Raw genomic sequence first — 19919 nt, forward strand, 5'->3', positions numbered from 1 at the left:
CCCCTTTGGGGGCTAGGGGCTTTTTATTGTATAAATCCCGCCCCTACGGTACTATTCGATTTCGTATCAATCAATATAAATGAACCGTTTGTTCTATGATTCTTAAACTGATCGTAGAAAATTGGCTTATTTAAACGGAAACTAACCTGGGCAATATCATTCATACCCAATGCATCGGTTTCTGAATCGATACCTGAATAATCAGGAGCTATCTTATGATGTACTTGTTCTACTTTTGCCAATACTTTATTGACACCGTGTTGTACGATATATTTATTACCAGCAGCTAACGGCAATGAATCCATCCAAGAAATAGTAGCAGTAAATTGCTTATCAACCGTTGGTAAATCATTAGCCTTCACTAACATATCACCACGACTTAAATTAATTTCATCGTCTAACGTAATTGTAACCGACGAACGCCTTGATGCTGTTTTATATTTTTTATCGTGGAAATAAATTTCCTTTATAGTTGAACGTGTTTGCGATGGAAGCGCTACTACCTCATCACCTACACTTAACTCACCTCCATACACTTTACCTGCGAATCCTCTAAAATCATGATGCTCATCTGTCTTCGGACGGATAACATATTGCACCGGGAAACGTGGCGTACCTGCATTGAAAATATCTTTTCTATCCAACGCTTCAAAATGTTCTAACAAAGTCGGACCTGTATACCAAGGTGTCTTGTCTGTTTTATTTACTACGTTATCACCTTTCAATGCACTTACAGGAATGAAGGTTATTTTCTGATCTTGATAGTCTCTTTTCGCCATCAACTCCTCAAAATCAGCCTTAATAGCGTTGTAAGTTTCCTCTGAATAGTCCACCAAATCCATCTTATTAATAGCTACTACAACATCTTTAATGCGCAGTAAATTATTGATAAAAAAGTGTCTATTCGTTTGTTCGATTACACCCTTACGTGCATCTATCAATATAATTGCCGCTTGAGATGTAGATGCACCTGTAACCATGTTACGGGTATATTCCACATGCCCAGGTGTATCTGCTATAATGTAACTTTTCTTTGCCGTGGAAAAATAGATATGAGCCACATCTATGGTAATACCTTGCTCTCGTTCTGCTACCAAACCATCTGTTGCCAAAGAGAAATCTAAATAATCGTACCCCTTTTGCTTACTGGTTTTTTCTATTGCTTCTAACTTATCGCTGGTCAAAGATTTTGTATCGTAAAGCATTCTCCCTATCAAGGTGCTTTTACCATCATCTACACTACCTGCCGTTGCTATTTTTAGTACTTCCAATTTCGTTGTTCGTTGTTGGTTGTTCGTTGTTGGTTTTGTTCGCTATTTACTATCAACGAACAACCAACAACCATCAACCATATTAAAAATATCCTTGTTGTTTTCTTTTCTCCATTGCAGCTTCTGAACGTTTGTCGTCTATACGTGCACCACGTTCAGAAATAGATGAATCTCTAATTTCTTCTACCACTTTATCAATAGTTTCCGCATCTGAAAGTACTGCTGCGGTACAAGACATATCGCCTACCGTACGGAAACGAACCAATCTTTCTTCTACAACCTCATCTTCTTCTCTAAATACAATACCGTCTTCTGCAGACCATATCATACCATCTCTTAAGAAAGTTTTACGTTTGTGTGCGAAGTAAATTGAAGGAATTTCAATTTGCTCTTCTTTAATATAAGACCATACGTCTAATTCTGTCCAGTTAGATATTGGAAAAACACGTACATTCTGACCCAATTCTATTTGTCCGTTTAACATATCGAACAACTCTGGGCGTTGGTTACGCTCATCCCACTGTCCAAAATCATCACGAACAGAGAAAATACGTTCTTTAGCACGTGCCTTTTCTTCATCTCTACGCGCACCACCAATACAAGCATCGAACTTAAATTCTTCGATTGCATCTAATAACGTTGTTGTCTGAAGACTATTTCTACTTGAGTATCTACCTGACTCTTCTTTTACCTTACCTTGATCGATTGAATCTTGCACATTACGCACAATCAATTCTAACCCTAACTCTTCTACCAATCTATCTCTAAACTCGATAGTTTCAGGAAAGTTATGACCCGTATCAATGTGCATTAATGGGAATGGAATTTTCGATGGCCAAAATGCTTTTTGAGCCAAACGAACCAATGTAATCGAATCTTTTCCTCCTGAAAACAAAAGAACCGGCTTCTCGAACTGAGCAGCAACTTCTCTTATAATATAAATTGCTTCATTTTCAAGGGCATTTATATGAGAGGTATCTTTTAAAAGTTCTATGGATGGGGTTACTTCCAATTCCGTACTTGTATTACTCATTCTATATTTTCTTAGATAAATTATCTTATTCTTTTCTACAACCGCTGATTAACTATGCAATCCGCATTCTCTATTTTCTAACACCTTAGTTGGGTCAAAATAGTTATGCTCGTTCGGTAGCTTATATTTTCTTAAATAGGCATCTAATTGTGTATCGTTCCAGTGGTAAAACGGACTCACCTTCAACACGCCGTCTTTGCTTAGACTTAAAATATCTAAACTATCGCGGTGTGCAGTCTGCCCTTTTCTTAGGTTCGTAAACCAAACATCTGGCTTAAATTCCGCCATAGCTCTTTTAAAAGGCTCCAACTTAACTTGCTCCGTAAATAACGCATGTCTGGGATCATCAATTTGAGGAATACCCATAACAGCATCTCTATGCGCAGTAGTTTGTTTTGGTACAAACAATTTTACGTTCAAATTCAACTTGTTGATTATCTCATCTGCATGTTTGTACGTTTTCGGAGTATTGTAACCCGTATCGCACCATACTACAGGAATATCTTTTTTTACACCAGATACCGCATGTAAAATAGCTACTTCATATGGTCTGAAGTTTGTTGTTACTACGGGAGTTTCTGCATGCTTTACTGCCCAAGAAATAATTTCTTCTGGCGGTATACCTTTAAATTGAATGTTCAACTTCTGAACTTGTGCTTCTGTCAATGCCATAATCCTTTTCTTTATTATTTACCCCACTTTACTAAATTCCAAAAACGCTCGTGAAAGAAATACAATATCATTTTTGTTACAAAATCTATAGAGGCTATTGATGCTGCTACCGAAAACTCACCCGTAAGTATATAAGATATAATTAACGTATCTACCGTACCTATTACTCTCCAACTGAAAGCCTTGGCAATACTACGAATTGGCTTTTCAGATGTTTTATCATCTTGATACGTAGTTTTGTTTTCCTTTTTATTTAATATAAGTTGATCTGCAATCATCTTTTACTTCATTTTTATTACCCTACTAATTTAATAGAGTTTTCAAAAATAGTATTATTTTCCAATGTAGTCGCTCATATTTTAGATAAATTTCATTTACCCTATAGATTTAGTAGATTATTAACAAAAGAGCATGAAAAATTCATATTTCGCAATGAATTGTGTTACTGCAAAATAAAGATTTGATAAAATGATGAAATTTACGAGATGATATCCTTTAATGTATTATTTCGATATACATCTAACGCACTATCACGCACTTGCAGCATTAGCTTATGAACCGAACAGGTGTTTTCATCTGGACAGTCATCACAAGTTTCATAGAAATTAAGACTTACACAAGGCACCATGGCAATTGGTCCTTCTAAAACCCTCATAACATCTGTCATAGATATTTCTTCTGGAGATTTTATTAAATAATAACCACCTCCTTTGCCTTTTTTTGAGCCTAAGAATCCTGTTTTTCTTAAACTCAAGAGTATACTCTCCAAGAATTTCTGGGAGATGTTCTCCTTTTCAGCGATTTCTGAAATTTGAACTGGTTTTTTATCTGGCTGTGCCGCTAAATAGGCCAATGCTTTTAAACCATATTTTGTCTTTTTCGAGAGCATAATGCTAAGATAGCCAAATAAAAAAATATACATCAAATACTTGAACCAACAAAACATCGTTATACATTTTCAACCATTAAATTAATTATGAAAAAAGTATTCTTATTATCGATTATCGCACTATCATTGGTCTTCACATCTTGTTCAAATGATGAAGATGCTGTTTCAAATGCTAACGAGAGTGAAATTATAGGCACATGGAATTTAACCGCACTTGAAACTAAAGATGGAAAATCGAATACCGATTTTGATGGAAATTCTATAGAAACCACTTTCTCTTCTGTTGGAAAAGATTTTGACACCATAATCACTTTTTCTGAGGATCCACAGAATGTTACTAGCGAAGGTTCATACACGACTATATTAACTACAACCTTTATGGGCGAGTCTCAATCTGAAGAAATAGAAGGCGATGATTTTTTTCAGTCTGACAAATGGAGATTAGATGGCAGCACATTATATTTTGTTTCTGCTGACGGAGAAGAAATCGGTTTGACTATTACAGAGCTAACAGATTCTAAAATGAATCTTAAATACGATTTAAATGATACTGTTGAGGTTTTTGGAGGTACTACCACTGTTAGTGCTACTTATACAATGACGTTAAGTAAATAGACATAATGTTTATACATATTTAAATGCCCGGTATATACCGGGCATTTTTTGTTTCTATCAAAAGCTCAAATCCATATAATAAATATTGAATTTCATATTTTAATAGTAATACTATCAATAATTAATACTTTAACTATTATTTATGAATAGTAATAGTTTCATTTTGGGTTTTGCTATTTACATTTGCTAAGAATTAAATAACGATGATTATGAGACAAAATTTAGTATTACTTGTTAGCTTACTCGCATTTTCAACCACCATGACCTCGCAACAATCTGAAAGCGAAACAATTGAGATAGACAAAAGTAAAATTCTGGTAGAATCGGTACTTTCTGCAGAGGAACAGGCAGCATTAACACCTTTAGATGTATTTAATAGTTTATCAGCAGGAAATGAAAGATTTGTAATGAGCGACCTTACTGCTAGAGACCATTCTATGCAAATTAGAGAAAGTGCAGAATCTCAATATCCAAAAGCAATAGTTCTTTCATGTGTTGACAGTAGAGTACCTGTAGAGGATGTTTTTGACAAAGGAATTGGTGATATTTTCGTTGCTCGTGTGGCAGGGAATTTTATTAACGATGATATTCTTGGTAGTATGGAATTTGCAACCAAAGTGGCGGGTGCAAAACTAATACTAGTTTTAGGTCATGAAAATTGTGTAGCAATTCATGCTGCAATAGATGGCGCTGAGTTAGGTCATATTACCAAAATGTTAAAAAACATAGAACCAGCCGTAAAAATGTCAACTAAATCGGAAGGGCCTAGAACTTCTAAAAATAGATTGCTGGTACATGAGGTTAGTGAAAATAATGTTCGAGTAGCTATCGATAAAATAAAAAAGGATAGCCCCATACTTAACGAGATGATGAACAAAGGCGAAATAGATATTAGAGGTGCCGTTTATGACATGGATACCGGAGTGGTCAATTTTCTTTAAAACATAAAATTATAAATCAAAGAGCCCTTTCTCTGCAAAAAGGGCTTTTGTTATTTTTATGAACACCTACCAAAACAGTCTATTCTTATACTATCCCAGTGCCTGAGCTATATCTGCAATAATATCATCAATATGCTCCAACCCTACCGAAATACGAACTGTACCATCTGAGATACCTACTGCTGCCCGTTCTTCTACACTTAATTTACTATGCGTTGTCGATGCCGGGTGCGTTACTATGGTTCTTGAATCTCCTAAGTTCGCAGAAAGTGACAACAGTTTAATAGAGTCAAAGAACTCCTTTCCTGCATCTAGACCTCCTTTAACTTCAAAAGCTACTACACAACCACCTGCTTTCATTTGCTTTTTGGCAATCTCATACTTTGGGTGCGATTTTAAAAATGGATATTTCACCCAGTTCACTTTATCGTTCCCTTCTAAGAATTCTGCTAACTTCAGGGCATTATCACAATGTCTGTCTACTCGTATTGCCAGTGTCTCTAAACTTTTTGAAAGTACCCATGCATTGAATGGTGATAGAGCGGGACCTGTTATACGTGAAAAACGATACACCTTATCCATTAATGCTGCACTACCGACAGTAATACCTGCCAATACCCTTCCCTGACCATCCATCAATTTAGTTCCAGAATGGATAACCAAATCTGCTCCAAACTTAATCGGCTGTTGTAAATAAGGGGATGCAAAGCAATTATCGATAACCAAAATCAAATTATTTTTCTTCGCAATCTTTCCCAACTCCTCCAAATCCAACACATCTACACCAGGATTAGTGGGAGTCTCCGCATAAATGATTTTTGTTTTCGGAGTGACCAGACCTTCAATTTTGTCCAATTCGTCTATCTTAAAATAAGTATGATCGATATTCCATTTTGGGAAGAAGTTCGTAAATAACGAATGCGTTGAACCAAATATGCTTTTTGCCGATAATACATGGTCACCACTATCCAACAACGCTGCCAATGTAGAAAAAACCGCTGCCATACCCGATGCAAATGCGAATCCGCTTTCGGCACCTTCCATTTGACATACTTTATCTATAAACTCAGATGAATTCGGATTAGAATATCGCGAATAAATATTACGCTCCTTTTCCTCTGCAAACGACGCACGCATATCTTCAGCATCTTCAAATACAAAGCTTGAAGTTAAGTACAAAGGAACAGAATGCTCCAAGTTCTCACTTCGCTTTAATTGTGTGCGTATAGCGTTCGTTTCAAATTTATTATTATTCTTCATGAATATTCAAAAATTATTTTTTAAGATTTAGGTAAATTCTTTTACTTTCTATTAATAAGGTCAAACAAACCATGATAATTTTTATAAACCTTAAGTTCTCTTGAAAGATTTAAATACTCTTGAGCCTTTTCTATATTACCTAATGCATATTCTATATTTCCCAAGTTTGTATATAAAACCCATTTTTTCTTTAACTCACTACTTTTATCAGTTTCAGTAATTTTTGCAAGCTCTGCTAACAATTGCCCTCTAAGCTTTGTCGAAACAATCTGAAATTTTTCTCTGTAATCCTCACTATATTTCTTTATCGATTTTAATTCGAATAAATCTTTAAAAAGAAACTTAATATCAAAATTAAATTTCTCAGGCTTTTTAAAAAAATAAAGATTTTCATTAATTGGATAATAATAGGACACAGCCTTTCTATTTAATTTCTGTGATAAATTTGCGACTAAATTTCTCAGCACCTCTTTATGGTAACTCTTATAATTAGATGAACTGTAAGGCGCTTGTTTCACCATTGCACTAATAGCCTTTGCTTTATCCTTAAATGGTCCAGAGTCTTCATCTCCAGCAATCTTATCAGCATTTTTACGATATTCAATTCTTTCTTCAAAAAGTACACTACCAGTTTTATCTTCAAGTTTTAAATTTAAACTTCCAACTACATCAAAAATAGCTGTATAATAGGTTACTTTTTCACTACCTACTCTTTTTGAATCTGATTCAACATAATAGTTGTGTTCTAAATTAAATCCATCTATTTTAATAATTAAATCCGGTATATAATAATATATATTATTATATAATCTGATTCTATTTATATAACTAGTTATATCTGGCTGCTTATAATCCATTGGTGACTTTTCACCATCAATGTTTACCAAAATATTACCGACATTATTTTTTAATTCAAAATCGTAATATTTATAATCATCTGGTACTTTTATCTCTGGTACGTTCAACTTAAACAGCCTAAATGATTCTCCTTTTAAAGATTGACCGTAAATACTATCTTGTAATATTAAAATTAACATAACAAGCATTATCACTTTATTGTTTCTCAAAATCATAGGGGTACGATTAATTATTTATAGCCTCAACTGGTTCTCCATCACTTTGCAATAAGTAAGGTCTTTTTGTACTTTCTGTGTCTGTACTTTCTGAAATTTTTATAAGGCCATCATCTAAAACCACCTTGGCAATTCCATTATAAACTTGACGCCATTTATCATCATAAAGTGTTATTTCTCGAAAATCGGAGAATCGTTTTTCAGAGAAGGCCTTAAACCAAATTTTACCATCTTCAAACCTAATAGAATCAACATCCAATTTCTTACCTGAAATAGATAATTTTCTCTCTGTTTTATTTAATATATCAAACAATTGAATTGAGTCATCTGTCAGTTTTACAACAACAGTATTCGCCTTGATAAAGTCCTTATTAAATTTAAATTCTTTATACTCTTTTTTAGGTTCTATCACATACTCCCCAACCTCTACATTAAAAATACTATTGCCATTTTCCTTACCATGTAATAGTGTAACCCATTTATTAGTTTCACCTATAGTACTACCTTGAAAAGAAACTATGGGAATATCTGTAGGGAATAAAATTTTATTATCGGTTAAACGAACGAGGTTCCAATTACTGATTTCTTCATTGGTTAAAACCTCAACAGCCGTATCCTTAAATAGCCGTTTAAATTCTCTAATATCTGCATAACTATTGCCTGATAATAATTCTTGACCTGTTTCAATATTGACAAGGTTATAACTATCTCCTTTTTTAACCTTAAAATATTTCACCTCATTATGTTCTATAGCATGTAAATCTATAAAATCATATTTATAGTCCGTAAGAGTCTTTTTGTTTACTACATCATACACTGCCAAGAGATTATTTGGTCCTCGTTGAAAAAATTTTCCATCAACAATTTTCATGGATGAATAAAAAGATCCTTTTGGTGCTACATTGAATGTATCGTAATTAATTTTATAATTAATCCTCTTATCCAATAATGAATTACCCAAAGTATCAATCACATCAATTTCATTTGCTATAAATGTTACAGCCAAGCCCTGCTCATTAAATGCATTGATTTCAGCATATTTTGGCTCCATTATAGTTTCTCCACATAAATCCAGTAGACCAATAAGACCGTTTGAATACTTTGCCATCAAAACTTGGCTATGGTCATATCTATTCACTTGGTAAAGTTTAAAATCAGTAGGCGCACCTACTTCATTTCCATCTACATCGATAAATTTTAAATTTTTAGCCCCTATTACAGAAGAACCACCTCCATCACTAGGACCATATATATAATCCCCAACCACAATTTTATTACATTTTTCATAAAATTGTGGGTCAACTTTATCTTTGACTGAAACAAAATCGTACTTCTTATTTAGCTTCTTAATAAAGCTGCCTTCAAAATTTGTGTTTTGACTATAAGTCTTCCCAATAGAGAAAACAAGTAGTGCAAATAAAATCGTTTTATACATATTGATTTTCATTAAAAAATTAAGTTCTTTCAAATTTAATTATAAAATACTTGTCCTTAAACCCAACTTCAAGAGACTAATTAATACTAGTGTGCACGTGAAATTACATATGAGCAATGAGTATTCTGGACAAAATATTATTCTTAAAATTGTTAAAGGTTCTCAATAATATGTAACTATTCAAATTAAAGACACCAACTCATTATAACAAGATTGTTTTGTGATTTTACCTAATATGTATTACATCAATTACTTAAATAAGCTACCCTTTCTCCGCAATTCTCAATATATCTCCAAATACTCCTCTTGCCGTAACTGCTGCACCAGCACCTGCGCCTTGTATTACTAACGGATTTTCTCCATAAGACTCTGTATATATTTCTATGATGGAATCTGATCCTTTTACTTGCCCTAAAGCACTTTCTTTTGGAACGGATATCAACTTCACATCTAATACTCCTTTTTCTTTTTGCAAATTTCCGTGCAAATCACCTACATAACGTAATACATGATTTGGCTTCTGATTCTTTTTAATTTCATTGAACTTAGTATCTAAAACATCTAAATTCTCTAAAAAGAAAGCCACTTCTCCGTCTTGTAATTTCTCTGGAATAAGGTTATCAATATTTATATCCGCAAACTCATTATGTAAATCTAATTCTCTTGCTAAAATCAACAGCTTTCTACCTACATCATTTCCTGATAAATCTTCACGAGGATCCGGTTCTGTAAATCCTTGTTGCATCGCATCTTTTAAAATGGACGAAAATGGCACATCTGCTTCTGAGAAGGTATTGAATATATAACTTAACGATCCTGAAAACACTCCTTTTATTCTCGTAATATTCTCTCCGGATAAATGGAGTAACTTTATGGTATCTATCAATGGTAAGCCTGCTCCCACATTGGTTTCATACAAGTATTGCTTTTGATTTTTCTGTAGCTCTTCTCGCAATAGTTGATAAAAATCGTAACGTAAGGTATTCGCAATTTTATTGGATGAAACAATATCAAATCCGCGTTCTACGAACTCAAAATAATTTGCCACAAAATCTTTACTTGCCGTATTATCAATAACTATTAGGTTTTCTAAATGATGTCGTTTTGCAAAATCAAAAACATCATCAACCTTATAAGGCTTTCCTTTTTGCTTTAGGTTCGTTTTCCAGTTTTTGGTGATTCCCTTTTCATTCAACAAAATCTTTTTGGAATTCGCAATACCAAATACACGCAAATCTAATTTTTTACGATCCTTAATCGTTTTGGTTGATTTAAGAATTTGATCGATCAGTGTTCCCCCTACATTCCCATGTCCAAAAACAAGAATATTTATCCTTTTACTGATGCCAAAAACTTGTCCGTGCATGACATTTACCGCCTTGTGCAAATCAGATTTCTTCACCACCAAACTAACATTATTACCTGATACCGTGTTATTGAACAACAACGGCACAATCTGGTTTTTAATCAATGCGTTAAACGGATTATGGAATGTACTCAAGTCTTGACCGACAATAGATATAATTGAAACATCATCTATCACCGTAATCATATTTACATCTTTAGATTCAAAGTCATTACTGAATTCATTCTCTAAAGCCAATTTTGCTCTCTTAGCCTTGTCTTTCTTCACCACAAGACCGATTCCCCTTTCAGAAGAACCTTGAGATATTATACTAACACTAATATTACTTGATTCTAATGCCTTGAATATTCTAGCATCTACACCCACTTTACCTAACAAACCGCGACCTTCTATATTAATCATCGCTACATCTTCAATTACAGAAAGCGACTTAATACCTTCTTTGCTTGATTTAGCACTGATCAACGTTCCTTCATTATCATCATTATACGTATTTAAAATACGCAGTGGAATGTTCTTTTCAATTAGCGGTATAATCGTTTTTGCATGCAGAATTGTTGCTCCAAAATTTGCCAACTCATTCGCTTCTTCATACGACAGATTCTCTAGTTTTTTAGCCTCTGGCACATAATCAGGATTCGCAGTATATATTCCGTCAACATGAGTATAGTTCTGTAATTCTTCAGCATCTAAAAAATTCGCCAATAAAGCTGCGGAATAATTACTACCATTTCTACCTAAAGTGGTTGTTTCTCCATCTAAAGTAGATGAAATGAAGCCCGTAACTACAGCTACAGTATCTTTCGGTATTTCAGCAAACTTCAGTAATACCTGCTCTTTTGATTCTGCTTCCAAGACCTTGGCATCACCAAATGTATTGTCGGTCTTTATCACCTTACGTGTATCAACCAGTACTGCATTGATGCCTTTACCTATCAATAATTTAGTAACCAATTTTGCAGAAATCAGTTCGCCATACGCAAGTACCTCATCTTTAATTTTAGCACTGTAATCTCCTAATAAAGAAACACCTTCATACAACTTTGCCAAACCTTTAAATTCTGCGGACAAGCTGATATTTTTATATGTATGCTTCTGATATTTTTCTAGCGCTACAAAGTCCGACTTATAGTCTTTTCCCTTCGCAGCTTTCTGCAACATATCTTCTAACTGATCCGTGGCTTTTTCCCTAGCGGATAAAACGATGGCAATGTTCTCATCATTCTTTACCTTATTGGCAACGATATCTAAAACACGCTCTAGTCCTTCTCCATTGCTTAGGGACTTACCACCAAACTTCAGAATCTTTATTTTCTTGATATTACCGTTGGTATTAAAAATACCACCTAGCAATTTCTCCATTTGGTCGAACTCGATTAAAAAGGCATCATGCCCATGTAACGACTGTACTTCGCCATAGGTTACGTTGCTCTTCGCTTGCGCCAATTGCTTAAACGTATCCTTATTTTCTTGTGCGGTAAAGAACATATCAGAATCGACACCTATAATATGAATATTGGTATCGCTATTTTGCAGTCTGATGAAATTTTCATCTCCACCTCTAGTGACATCAATGGTCTTCAACAGCTGATTCATCAACTTGTAAGCCGATAATTGAAAACGCTCTTGTAGCTTATCGCCATGATGCATTAACCAACTTTCTACATTAAAAACTTTCAACTCTTCATTTGTACTTCTTTTGAAGCGCTCTTTGAAGGAAGCGGGAGTTCTGTAACATAACATCGCATGCATACGTGCATCGTGCACTGGTTGTTTTGAGTTCACCAAAAATTGCTCTTGAATCTGACAATTGGCAATTAACCAGTCGGTCGATTTCCAATCAGATGCTACAGGTATTAAATGCTCTGTCAATTCTGGTTGCAATGCTGCCATTTCCCAAGCGATACCACCACCTAAAGACCCACCAATTAAAGCAAACAAACAATCTACTTTCAACTGCTGTAAGCCCAACAAAAACATTCTTGCTACATCGCCAGCTACAAAATCTTTATAGTTTTCAATCACGAACTTATCATGACCGTTACCGGGTATATTGAATGCCAAAATGGTATACTTCTGGGTATCGATGCATTTTCCATCTCCAATAAGTGCAGACCACCAACCATCTTCACCAGTAACATTAGAGTTACCCGTTAACGCATGGTTCACCAAAATAATTGGTGCCGTGTGCAGCTCTTTCCCAAATACCTGATACGACAATTGAATATCTTGCGAGGTACCATTTAAGGTCTTGTATTTTTTAATCTGTAATTGATGTAACATCTATTTCAAAATCAATTTGTGGCTTCGGCTACGCTCAGCCACCTTCTTTATAAAATTCATGAATATCGGTCACTGGGCGGTTCCGAAGTGTACGTTTGCTTCGTGTTTGTAGCTTCGGCTACGCTCAGCCTCCAAAATTAAAGACTGGCAAAAGCTTGTTCTAAATCGGCTTTTAAATCTTCAATATCTTCTAGCCCAACAGATAAACGTATTAGGTCTTGACCTACACCAGCACTTTCTTGCTGTTCTGCCGTCAATTGTTGGTGCGTTGTACTTGCTGGGTGAATAATCAATGACTTGGTATCGCCAATATTCGCTAACAATGAGAATAACTTAGTAGCATCAGTAACTTTTTTAGCAGCATCGAATCCGCCTTTCACGCCAAAGGTTACTAATCCGCTTTGTCCTTTTGGTAAGTATTCTTTAGCCAACTCGTTGTATTTGTTACTTTTAAGTCCTGGGTAATTTACCCATTCTACTTCTGACCTACCTTCTAACCATGTAGCCAATTCTAATGCATTTGCACTGTGTTGCTTGATACGAACTGGTAACGTCTCTAAACCTTGAATAATTTGGAATGCGTTAAACGGACTCAATGCGCCACCGAAATCACGTAAGCCTTCTAATATTAATTTGAAGGTAAATGCTGCTGCACCAAGTGCTTCGCTATATACCAAACCATGGTAACCTGCAGATGGCTGTGTGAACTCCGGGAATTTTCCGTTGGTCCAATCAAAAGTACCTGCATCAATAATTGCTCCACCTAATGAAGTTCCTTGTCCGCCGATATATTTTGTTAAGGAATGAATTACCAAGTTTGCTCCGTGTTCAATAGGATTTAATAATGACGGAGTAGCCACTGTATTATCTACAATAAATGGTACGCCTGCTGCTTTAGATTCTTTTGAGATTGCTTTTAAATCCAACACATCTAACTTCGGATTCCCTAAAGATTCCACGAAAAATGCTCTTGTATTGTCTTGTACTGCTTTTCCAAAATTTTCAGGATCAGAAGCATCTACGAACGTTGTTGTTATACCTAATCTTGGAAGGGTAACATTCAATAAATTAAACGTACCACCATATAAACTGCTCGATGCCACTATGTGATCACCCGCTTTTAATAAAGTCAATAAACCAGTTGAGATTGCTGCTGTACCTGATGCAAAAACTACTGCTCCTACTCCGCCTTCTACTGCAGCTAATCTGTCTTGTAGAATTTGATTGGTAGGGTTGTTCAGTCTTGTATAAATGAAACCTAATTCACCTAGTGAAAATAAGTTTGCTGCATGGTCGGTATCATTAAATACATACGATGATGTTTGGTAAATAGGCACTGCCCTCGTACCACCATTAGTAGTTGTGTCGTGACCTGCGTGTAATGCGTTTGTTGCTAATTTGTGATTACTCATGATTTTGTTGTTTTTAAAAATTGTTAATCCTAAGGATATTAAAAATTAAAAGCCAAACCTTGACCAGCACAAAATGTGGGTAGGTAAAAATCAAAAAGTTATAAGAAAGTAATATCGATGAAAAATCGATTACTGTTATCCATCCCCTGAGGGTAGAATGTAGCACCTTCTTTGTATTGAACAAAGGGTTGCTAAGGTTTCAAAGGGTCTAATCCCTCCACCTTTCTTGATAACTATTCAATAAGTGTTTGAACTTTGAGTTAGCAAATATAAGGGCAGAAGATTCTAATAACCTAGTATTTTAAGAAAAATATATAATTTGAGGTTGTGTTGTTATTTTTCTGCGGGTTTCAAGGAAACGAGAAACCTCATCAGCTACGAGGTTCTCGATACACTTTTGTCCTAATGAAAAATTAGGTCAAAAGCACTCGAACTGACAATACGGATATTTGAATTTTAAAAACTTTACTAAACTAAGTACAGATGTCACTTCGAGTGGTTTTTACGACCTTTTCGGGAGTATAAATTGTCCGCCTTCAGGTCGAATCGGTATTGATTCGCTTGGTAGTTTTTATTAAAAAAGAAATATTTTACTGATTTATCCAAATCAAAATAATTATAAAAATTATTTAATTCACTGGAAGTAATTTAGCCAAAAGACTCCACTTATATAAATCCATAAGATTGAAAAAATGATATGAACTATGGTTTCAAACTTTTTACCTTTCCATAATAAAGAAGAATATCCGAAGAATTGAATCAATAATCTTATTGTCCAAAAAAATGCAAAGCCTAACGATATTGTTTTACCTAAATTAGTATCTATCAAATCTTTTGAAGAAGTCAAACATAACAGCCCCATTAACAATACTGTCAATGCAATGAAAATAGTATGTACTTTCATCATTTGCCTATTAACAAGACTTAGCTTTTGTAACTCATTCGTCCAATTAAAATAAAATGGGAAAATCATATGAGCAAAAGCTAAAATGATTAGAATAGCCCCAATAATATTAAAATGTATTTCCATTTTTCTTTAAAACAAAAGTTGAAATAAACGGGGTTATCTTAATCTCCCGTTCTAAATATAAATCTGAGTTTTCAAAAACTTTTAGCCAACTACTTTTGGTGTAAAAATGCAAAAAGCCAATATTATAAGCCAAAAAATTATTAAAATCTCTTAAATGTTCTGTAATATAAATATGACCGTCTAGTTCTGTAATTCTATTTAATTCTTTTAAAAAAAGTATACGCTCATTTTGGTTTCTTATTTCATGAGCTGAAAAAATAGTAATTACGTGAGAAAATACACCATTTTTAAAAGGTAATGCACTAGCATCAACTTTTACAGTATGCTTATGAGACGGATAAGCTTTCCTTGCTCTTTCCATTGATATTTCAGTGTGCTTTTCTGCATTATAAAAATCGCAAATAGTTAAATCTGTCTTTGGAAAAATGTGTTTGATAATTGCACTTGTTTCATCAAAGCCTGCATTAACATTTAATACTTTTTTCTCATTTAAATCCGAGAACCAATAAAGTTTATATAAATCTGAATAGTCATACACATAAAATGAAGTTAATACCGAAACAGTAATAGGTATTAGAATTAGAATTCCCAACCAAATTATGACTGATTGAAGAAAAACTGGTACAAAATACTTTATGATAAACAAGACAATCAATACGGCACCTGCAATGACATAAAAATGCCAATTGAAACGAATAATATTAAATACGCCTTGAAAAGGCTTTCTTTCTAATCCCATTTTTCAATCTTACCTTTCTTCCAATAATACGGGACATTAGTTATTTCAAAAGCACTTGCCAAAATCATCTTCTTAAACTTAAAATTATTTAGAAACCCAAAGTTATAATTTTCAACTGTTATTGGTTTTGGAGTCCAATTTTGACGTATTCCTTGAATTATTAATACTGAATTATCAATACTATCATATCTGAAGGTATGCGGTAATGGACCAGCAAATTTTCGAGCATCTTTCCAATTTTCAAAAGGAGAATCGCATGATATTTCATTGCTTGCATTGGCATCTGAAATGACTATCTCAAAATCTGATTTATCTGATTTTATTACTCGTAAATTATCCTTTTTAAATTCGTTTATATCTGTTTTAGAATATTTATAATGAGTGAAAATATTACCTAACAATTCCATTTTTCTTTTATCAGTTTCCGATTTAATTATATAAAGACCTCGTAAACTTTTACCTGCGTTATTTCTATATCGTACAAAAATTCTATACCCTAATAGGAAGAAATCATTTCCTAACATCTTTGGAAAACCTTTTGGACGAAGATTCTTTGTTTTCACCATAGCAACAGCTATAAATGCCCATTCATCTTGAAACGTATCTAATTCTAAACAGCTTGGTATATATTGAATAAGTTCTTCCTTTGGTACTGCAAAAGTCAACACAACCGAACTTTCAAAAAAGGCTTCTACCGCAAAAGGATGATTTTTTAAAAACTTCATATTGAAACTTCTATCTATGAGTGTTCTTTTAGGATGAATTCATTATAATATACTAACCCAATAAAGAACAAAGCAAATACGATATTCATTCTTCCCCAAAACAATAAATCTGGCGCTATATAGTACTCTAATAGATTCATTGTTAAAACAATAACCATTTGTACAACCGCATTGAACTTCGATTTGTATTTTGACAATACCCAAACAGCCATCATAATTTCTGAAATACCAATCAAAACTGTTATTGTTCTAGCATACTCGTCACCAAGAATTCTTGCAACAATTTCTTGATGTCTAGGAACTAGATTCAACACTTTGCATACCAAACCATTTAAGAACCAAACCATGGTAATTAAAAGAGTTAAAACTGCTTTTATATTTTTTTTGATAGTTACTTTTTAAAATTAAGATAACAGTAAAATACTACGATTTCCATTTACCTACTCCAACACAGAAAACTCAATGCTAGAATCTGTAAAAACGGTATGCGTTTGAGTTTTAAAATCTGACTCATCTGCCTCGAAGATATTATCAACGTAGGTCTGCGGATTTAAATCTATTAACGGAAACCAAGTGCTTTGCACTTGCACTTGCAACTTATGCCCTTTTTTAATAGTATGGAACACATCTTGCAACTTAATAGTAATATCTGTCTTTTGGTTCGCTACAAATGGCTCTGGGTTGGCAAAGCTATTTCTAAATCTACCTCTTAAAACTTCGCTACGCACCATTAAATGATAATTGCTCATTTTCAAATGGTCTTGCATGCCTTCATAGGCAGGTTCATCTGCTGGGTGAACGTCAATGATTTTAACGATCCAATCTGCAGCAGTACCCGTAGTGGCTACTTTCAACTTCGCTAGAATATCACCTGCCAAGGTCATATCATTTTCCATCACCTCGGTTTCAAATACCAATACATCGCCACGACGTGCCGCAAAACGCTGATCGTCTGTCATGTATTTTCTCGGAGTAAATACCGTTTTAATATCTTCTGAATACGGTACCGGTTTTTTAATATCGCTGATAAACTTCACTTCTTCAACTGCTTTTGGCTCAAAGGTCAATTCTTGGTCTGGAGATAAGTACATGTCTTTTTTAACAACTCCTGCTGGTGGCCACGTATCATACGTTTTCCAATCTTTTTTACCGGTATCAAAAACGTAGGCTTCCGGTAATCCGCTATTTTTATCTCCGTTTCCTTTTAAGAAATGGTCAAAGAATTTAGTTTCTATATTCTCTTGAAAAAACTCTGAAATTCCATCACCGAAGTAATAATTACCAACAATATTCTGACCCTTTCTTCGTGCCCATCCGCCGTGATCCCATGGTCCGAAAACCAAAGTATTGTAATTATCGGCATTGTACTTTTCAATATTCTTGTAGGTCTCTAACGGTCCGTATAAATCTTCGGCATCAAACTCACCTGCAACTACCATAGTGGCAACTGTTGGTTTTACATTTTTCAAATGCTGAATTAAGCCCTTACTCTGCCACATTTCATCGTAATTAGGGTGCTGCTTTAGCTCGTTCCAGAAATAATCATCGGTTACCCCTTCTTTTGCCATACGTGGTGTATCGGCAGTTTCGTATTCAAAGAAACGATCTAAGTTTTTTAACGGACCTTCATCTAAAAAGAATTGGTATTGATCTTCGGTCGGTAAATCTGGTAATACGTACCATGCAGTATCTATTGGCTTATCGCCATCTGGTCTCGGAGTACCGAATAATGATGTTGCTCTAAAATAACTCAGTAAATACGCTCCGTTATGGTGAAAATCATCAAAAAAGAAATCGGCAATACTCGCCTGTGGCGATGCTGCTTTTAATGCTGGGTGTGCATCTACAACAGCGTATGTTGAATAGTAACCAGGATAGGAGATTCCCCATATACCCACATTACCATTATTGTTTTCTACATTGTTTACCAACCAGTCAATCGTATCATACGTATCTGAACTTTCATCGATATCTTTCTCCGTTTTTTTATCGGGATTGAAAGCACGCATGTTCTCATAATGACCTTCGCTTAACCAACGACCACGAACATCTTGATAGACGACAATGTAGCCATCTTGCATCATGTGAATATTTGGAGCAATTTTTGTCTTGAATTCACCTTCTCCGTATGGTTGCGAACTATAGGGAGTTCGTTGCATGATGATCGGATATTCTTTTGAAGTGTCTTTTGGCGAATACACCGTAGTGTGCAGTTTAATACCGTCACGCATGGTGATATTGACTTCTTTCTTCGTGTAATTGTCTGCAACGTAAGTATCAGAAACTTCTGCGTCTGCTACTTTAGGTGCTGTTTTTCTACAGGAAACAAGTACTGTAGTTAGTAAAATAAAGGTAAAAAAGTGTTTGATGGTAATCTTCGGCATGTCTTAGGAATTTGAATTCTTAAAGCTAAGAAAGTTTACCCGATTTTTGAAGATTTATGGATAGGTAGACGCGTGAAAATTTTGACCTATGGAATACCTAAGTTGAAGTTTGCCAAATTACGTCCTAGTTTATCAACTACGCAATACAGATTAATAGGCGTAATCAATATAATTTAAAAAATAAGCGGAGTTATTTAGAAGGGGAAAATGTTTCATAAATGCTATCAGACGATAGCATTTATGAAACAATTGTGAACAAGATTATACCATGAACAACTTTCTAACAAGCATAAGTATGCCCGAAAAAAAATCTCCCTTATATTCTTGAACAGTAGTTTCTTGGAGTAATTGATTTTTCATTAAGTTAATGTTTAGTGTGTTGGAATTTAATCAGAAAAAGGAATTAATGCAACTGTTTTTTTAGATTTTTCAATTTCAAAATCCGAATAAATTTTCACCGAACGATATTCGGGTTTGTCTGCATCTAAAACAACATACTCAGAAATTAGGTCGGTTTCTTTTGAGCAAGATTGTAATATTATGCAAGCCAAAATAGCTAGAGAAATTCTGTGGGTTAATGACATGGCATTCGTAGGTTAAGTTATTACTTTAATAGGTTTTTCAAAGAATCGATACCTTTTAACAGTGTTAAATACAAGCTGACTTTTGGGGCTTCAACCTGAACTAAACGTTGTCCGTTTTTCGTTTGTACTAGTACTATATATTTCATCTTTTGTAGGTGGCGAGATTTGGAATTCTCTAATTATTACACTTCAAATATATGTAATCCT

At 34.4% G+C, this 19919-nt stretch carries 18 protein-coding genes and 1 riboswitch; of the genes, 2 read left to right on the forward strand and 16 right to left on the reverse strand.

Translation table 11 applies throughout. The features are described 5' to 3' along the window. Window positions 1–23 precede the first annotated feature (23 nt). From CLV90_RS17875 to CLV90_RS17895, 5 genes are all read right to left on the reverse strand, one after another. The gene (locus tag CLV90_RS17875) at window positions 24–1271 is read right to left on the reverse strand and encodes a sulfate adenylyltransferase subunit 1 (RefSeq protein WP_133688881.1); all 1248 of its coding nucleotides are present in this window, start codon (window positions 1269–1271) and stop codon (window positions 24–26) included. Window positions 1272–1353: 82 nt separating this feature from the next. Next, a complete protein-coding gene (gene cysD, locus CLV90_RS17880; protein ID WP_243835551.1) occupies window positions 1354–2304 on the reverse strand; it encodes a sulfate adenylyltransferase subunit CysD in 951 nt (316 codons plus the stop codon). A 48-nt stretch (window positions 2305–2352) separates the two neighbouring features. Continuing rightward, entirely contained in the window at window positions 2353–2976 is a 624-nt protein-coding gene (locus CLV90_RS17885) for a phosphoadenosine phosphosulfate reductase domain-containing protein (RefSeq protein WP_133688882.1), read from the reverse strand. A 14-nt stretch (window positions 2977–2990) separates the two neighbouring features. Beyond that, a complete protein-coding gene (locus CLV90_RS17890; RefSeq protein ID WP_036156290.1) occupies window positions 2991–3254 on the reverse strand; it encodes a DUF2061 domain-containing protein in 264 nt (87 codons plus the stop codon). Between the two features lie 200 nt (window positions 3255–3454). Beyond that, a complete protein-coding gene (locus tag CLV90_RS17895) occupies window positions 3455–3865 on the reverse strand; it encodes an RrF2 family transcriptional regulator (RefSeq protein WP_133688883.1) in 411 nt (136 codons plus the stop codon). Window positions 3866–3952: 87 nt separating this feature from the next. On the opposite strand from CLV90_RS17895, the gene CLV90_RS17900 reads away from it, so the two are divergent. Both CLV90_RS17900 and CLV90_RS17905 read left to right on the forward strand, forming a co-directional pair. Next, window positions 3953–4480: a hypothetical protein gene (locus CLV90_RS17900; protein WP_133688884.1), complete on the forward strand. Its 528-nt coding sequence runs from the start codon at window positions 3953–3955 to the stop codon at window positions 4478–4480. A 209-nt stretch (window positions 4481–4689) separates the two neighbouring features. After that, entirely contained in the window at window positions 4690–5421 is a 732-nt protein-coding gene (locus CLV90_RS17905) for a carbonic anhydrase family protein (RefSeq protein WP_133688885.1), read from the forward strand. 90 nt (window positions 5422–5511) lie between these two features. Here the strand turns inward: CLV90_RS17905 and CLV90_RS17910 are convergent, their stop codons facing one another. From CLV90_RS17910 to CLV90_RS19555, 11 genes are all read right to left on the reverse strand, one after another. Further along, window positions 5512–6681, reverse strand: coding sequence for a trans-sulfuration enzyme family protein (locus CLV90_RS17910; RefSeq protein WP_133688886.1), 1170 nt, complete (start codon window positions 6679–6681; stop codon window positions 5512–5514). 41 nt (window positions 6682–6722) lie between these two features. After that, the gene (locus tag CLV90_RS17915; protein ID WP_133688887.1) at window positions 6723–7754 is read right to left on the reverse strand and encodes a hypothetical protein; all 1032 of its coding nucleotides are present in this window, start codon (window positions 7752–7754) and stop codon (window positions 6723–6725) included. A gap of 10 nt (window positions 7755–7764) precedes the next feature. After that, window positions 7765–9222, reverse strand: a complete 1458-nt coding sequence (locus CLV90_RS17920) for a hypothetical protein (protein WP_133688888.1) — start codon at window positions 9220–9222, stop codon at window positions 7765–7767. Between the two features lie 229 nt (window positions 9223–9451). Beyond that, window positions 9452–12838, reverse strand: a complete 3387-nt coding sequence (gene thrA / locus CLV90_RS17925) for a bifunctional aspartate kinase/homoserine dehydrogenase I (protein ID WP_133688889.1) — start codon at window positions 12836–12838, stop codon at window positions 9452–9454. A gap of 137 nt (window positions 12839–12975) precedes the next feature. Beyond that, window positions 12976–14250, reverse strand: a complete 1275-nt coding sequence (locus tag CLV90_RS17930; RefSeq protein WP_133688890.1) for an O-acetylhomoserine aminocarboxypropyltransferase/cysteine synthase family protein — start codon at window positions 14248–14250, stop codon at window positions 12976–12978. A gap of 132 nt (window positions 14251–14382) precedes the next feature. Next, window positions 14383–14486, reverse strand: a riboswitch (SAM riboswitch). A 777-nt stretch (window positions 14487–15263) separates the two neighbouring features. Next, window positions 15264–16019, reverse strand: coding sequence for a class I SAM-dependent methyltransferase (locus CLV90_RS17940; RefSeq protein WP_133688892.1), 756 nt, complete (start codon window positions 16017–16019; stop codon window positions 15264–15266). Continuing rightward, on the reverse strand, window positions 16010–16744 hold the full coding sequence (locus CLV90_RS17945; protein WP_133688893.1) for a DUF2071 domain-containing protein: 735 nt from the start codon (window positions 16742–16744) through the stop codon (window positions 16010–16012). The genes CLV90_RS17940 and CLV90_RS17945 overlap by 10 nt, the downstream gene beginning before the upstream one ends. A 14-nt stretch (window positions 16745–16758) precedes the next feature. Beyond that, on the reverse strand, window positions 16759–17091 hold the full coding sequence (locus CLV90_RS17950) for a DoxX-like family protein (protein WP_133688894.1): 333 nt from the start codon (window positions 17089–17091) through the stop codon (window positions 16759–16761). A gap of 93 nt (window positions 17092–17184) precedes the next feature. Continuing rightward, window positions 17185–19128 (reverse strand): CocE/NonD family hydrolase, encoded by a 1944-nt coding sequence (locus tag CLV90_RS17955; protein WP_133688895.1) that lies wholly within the window; start codon window positions 19126–19128, stop codon window positions 17185–17187. Window positions 19129–19514: 386 nt separating this feature from the next. Beyond that, entirely contained in the window at window positions 19515–19712 is a 198-nt protein-coding gene (locus tag CLV90_RS17960; RefSeq protein ID WP_133688896.1) for a hypothetical protein, read from the reverse strand. Window positions 19713–19732: 20 nt separating this feature from the next. Further along, on the reverse strand, window positions 19733–19858 hold the full coding sequence (locus CLV90_RS19555) for a hypothetical protein (protein WP_279586554.1): 126 nt from the start codon (window positions 19856–19858) through the stop codon (window positions 19733–19735). Window positions 19859–19919 lie beyond the last annotated feature (61 nt).

This window comes from Maribacter spongiicola (genome assembly GCF_004364165.1).
Taxonomy (GTDB): Bacteria; Bacteroidota; Bacteroidia; order Flavobacteriales; family Flavobacteriaceae; genus Maribacter; species Maribacter spongiicola.

Excerpts from the sequence above, each read along its gene's own strand:
- CLV90_RS17915 (WP_133688887.1), bottom strand. The coding sequence starts at position 7,754 with ATGATTTTGAGAAACAATAAAGTGATAATGCTTGTTATGTTAATTTTA.
- CLV90_RS17910 (WP_133688886.1), bottom strand. The coding sequence starts at position 6,681 with ATGAAGAATAATAATAAATTTGAAACGAACGCTATACGCACACAATTA.
- CLV90_RS17940 (WP_133688892.1), bottom strand. The coding sequence starts at position 16,019 with ATGGGATTAGAAAGAAAGCCTTTTCAAGGCGTATTTAATATTATTCGT.
- CLV90_RS17895 (WP_133688883.1), bottom strand. The coding sequence starts at position 3,865 with ATGCTCTCGAAAAAGACAAAATATGGTTTAAAAGCATTGGCCTATTTA.
- thrA (WP_133688889.1), bottom strand. The coding sequence starts at position 12,838 with ATGTTACATCAATTACAGATTAAAAAATACAAGACCTTAAATGGTACC.
- CLV90_RS17930 (WP_133688890.1), bottom strand. The coding sequence starts at position 14,250 with ATGAGTAATCACAAATTAGCAACAAACGCATTACACGCAGGTCACGAC.
- CLV90_RS17890 (WP_036156290.1), bottom strand. The coding sequence starts at position 3,254 with ATGATTGCAGATCAACTTATATTAAATAAAAAGGAAAACAAAACTACG.
- CLV90_RS17945 (WP_133688893.1), bottom strand. The coding sequence starts at position 16,744 with ATGAAGTTTTTAAAAAATCATCCTTTTGCGGTAGAAGCCTTTTTTGAA.
- CLV90_RS17955 (WP_133688895.1), bottom strand. The coding sequence starts at position 19,128 with ATGCCGAAGATTACCATCAAACACTTTTTTACCTTTATTTTACTAACT.
- CLV90_RS19555 (WP_279586554.1), bottom strand. The coding sequence starts at position 19,858 with ATGAAATATATAGTACTAGTACAAACGAAAAACGGACAACGTTTAGTT.
- CLV90_RS17905 (WP_133688885.1), top strand. The coding sequence starts at position 4,690 with ATGAGACAAAATTTAGTATTACTTGTTAGCTTACTCGCATTTTCAACC.
- CLV90_RS17960 (WP_133688896.1), bottom strand. The coding sequence starts at position 19,712 with ATGTCATTAACCCACAGAATTTCTCTAGCTATTTTGGCTTGCATAATA.
- CLV90_RS17900 (WP_133688884.1), top strand. The coding sequence starts at position 3,953 with ATGAAAAAAGTATTCTTATTATCGATTATCGCACTATCATTGGTCTTC.
- cysD (WP_243835551.1), bottom strand. The coding sequence starts at position 2,304 with ATGAGTAATACAAGTACGGAATTGGAAGTAACCCCATCCATAGAACTT.
- CLV90_RS17950 (WP_133688894.1), bottom strand. The coding sequence starts at position 17,091 with ATGGTTTGGTTCTTAAATGGTTTGGTATGCAAAGTGTTGAATCTAGTT.
- CLV90_RS17885 (WP_133688882.1), bottom strand. The coding sequence starts at position 2,976 with ATGGCATTGACAGAAGCACAAGTTCAGAAGTTGAACATTCAATTTAAA.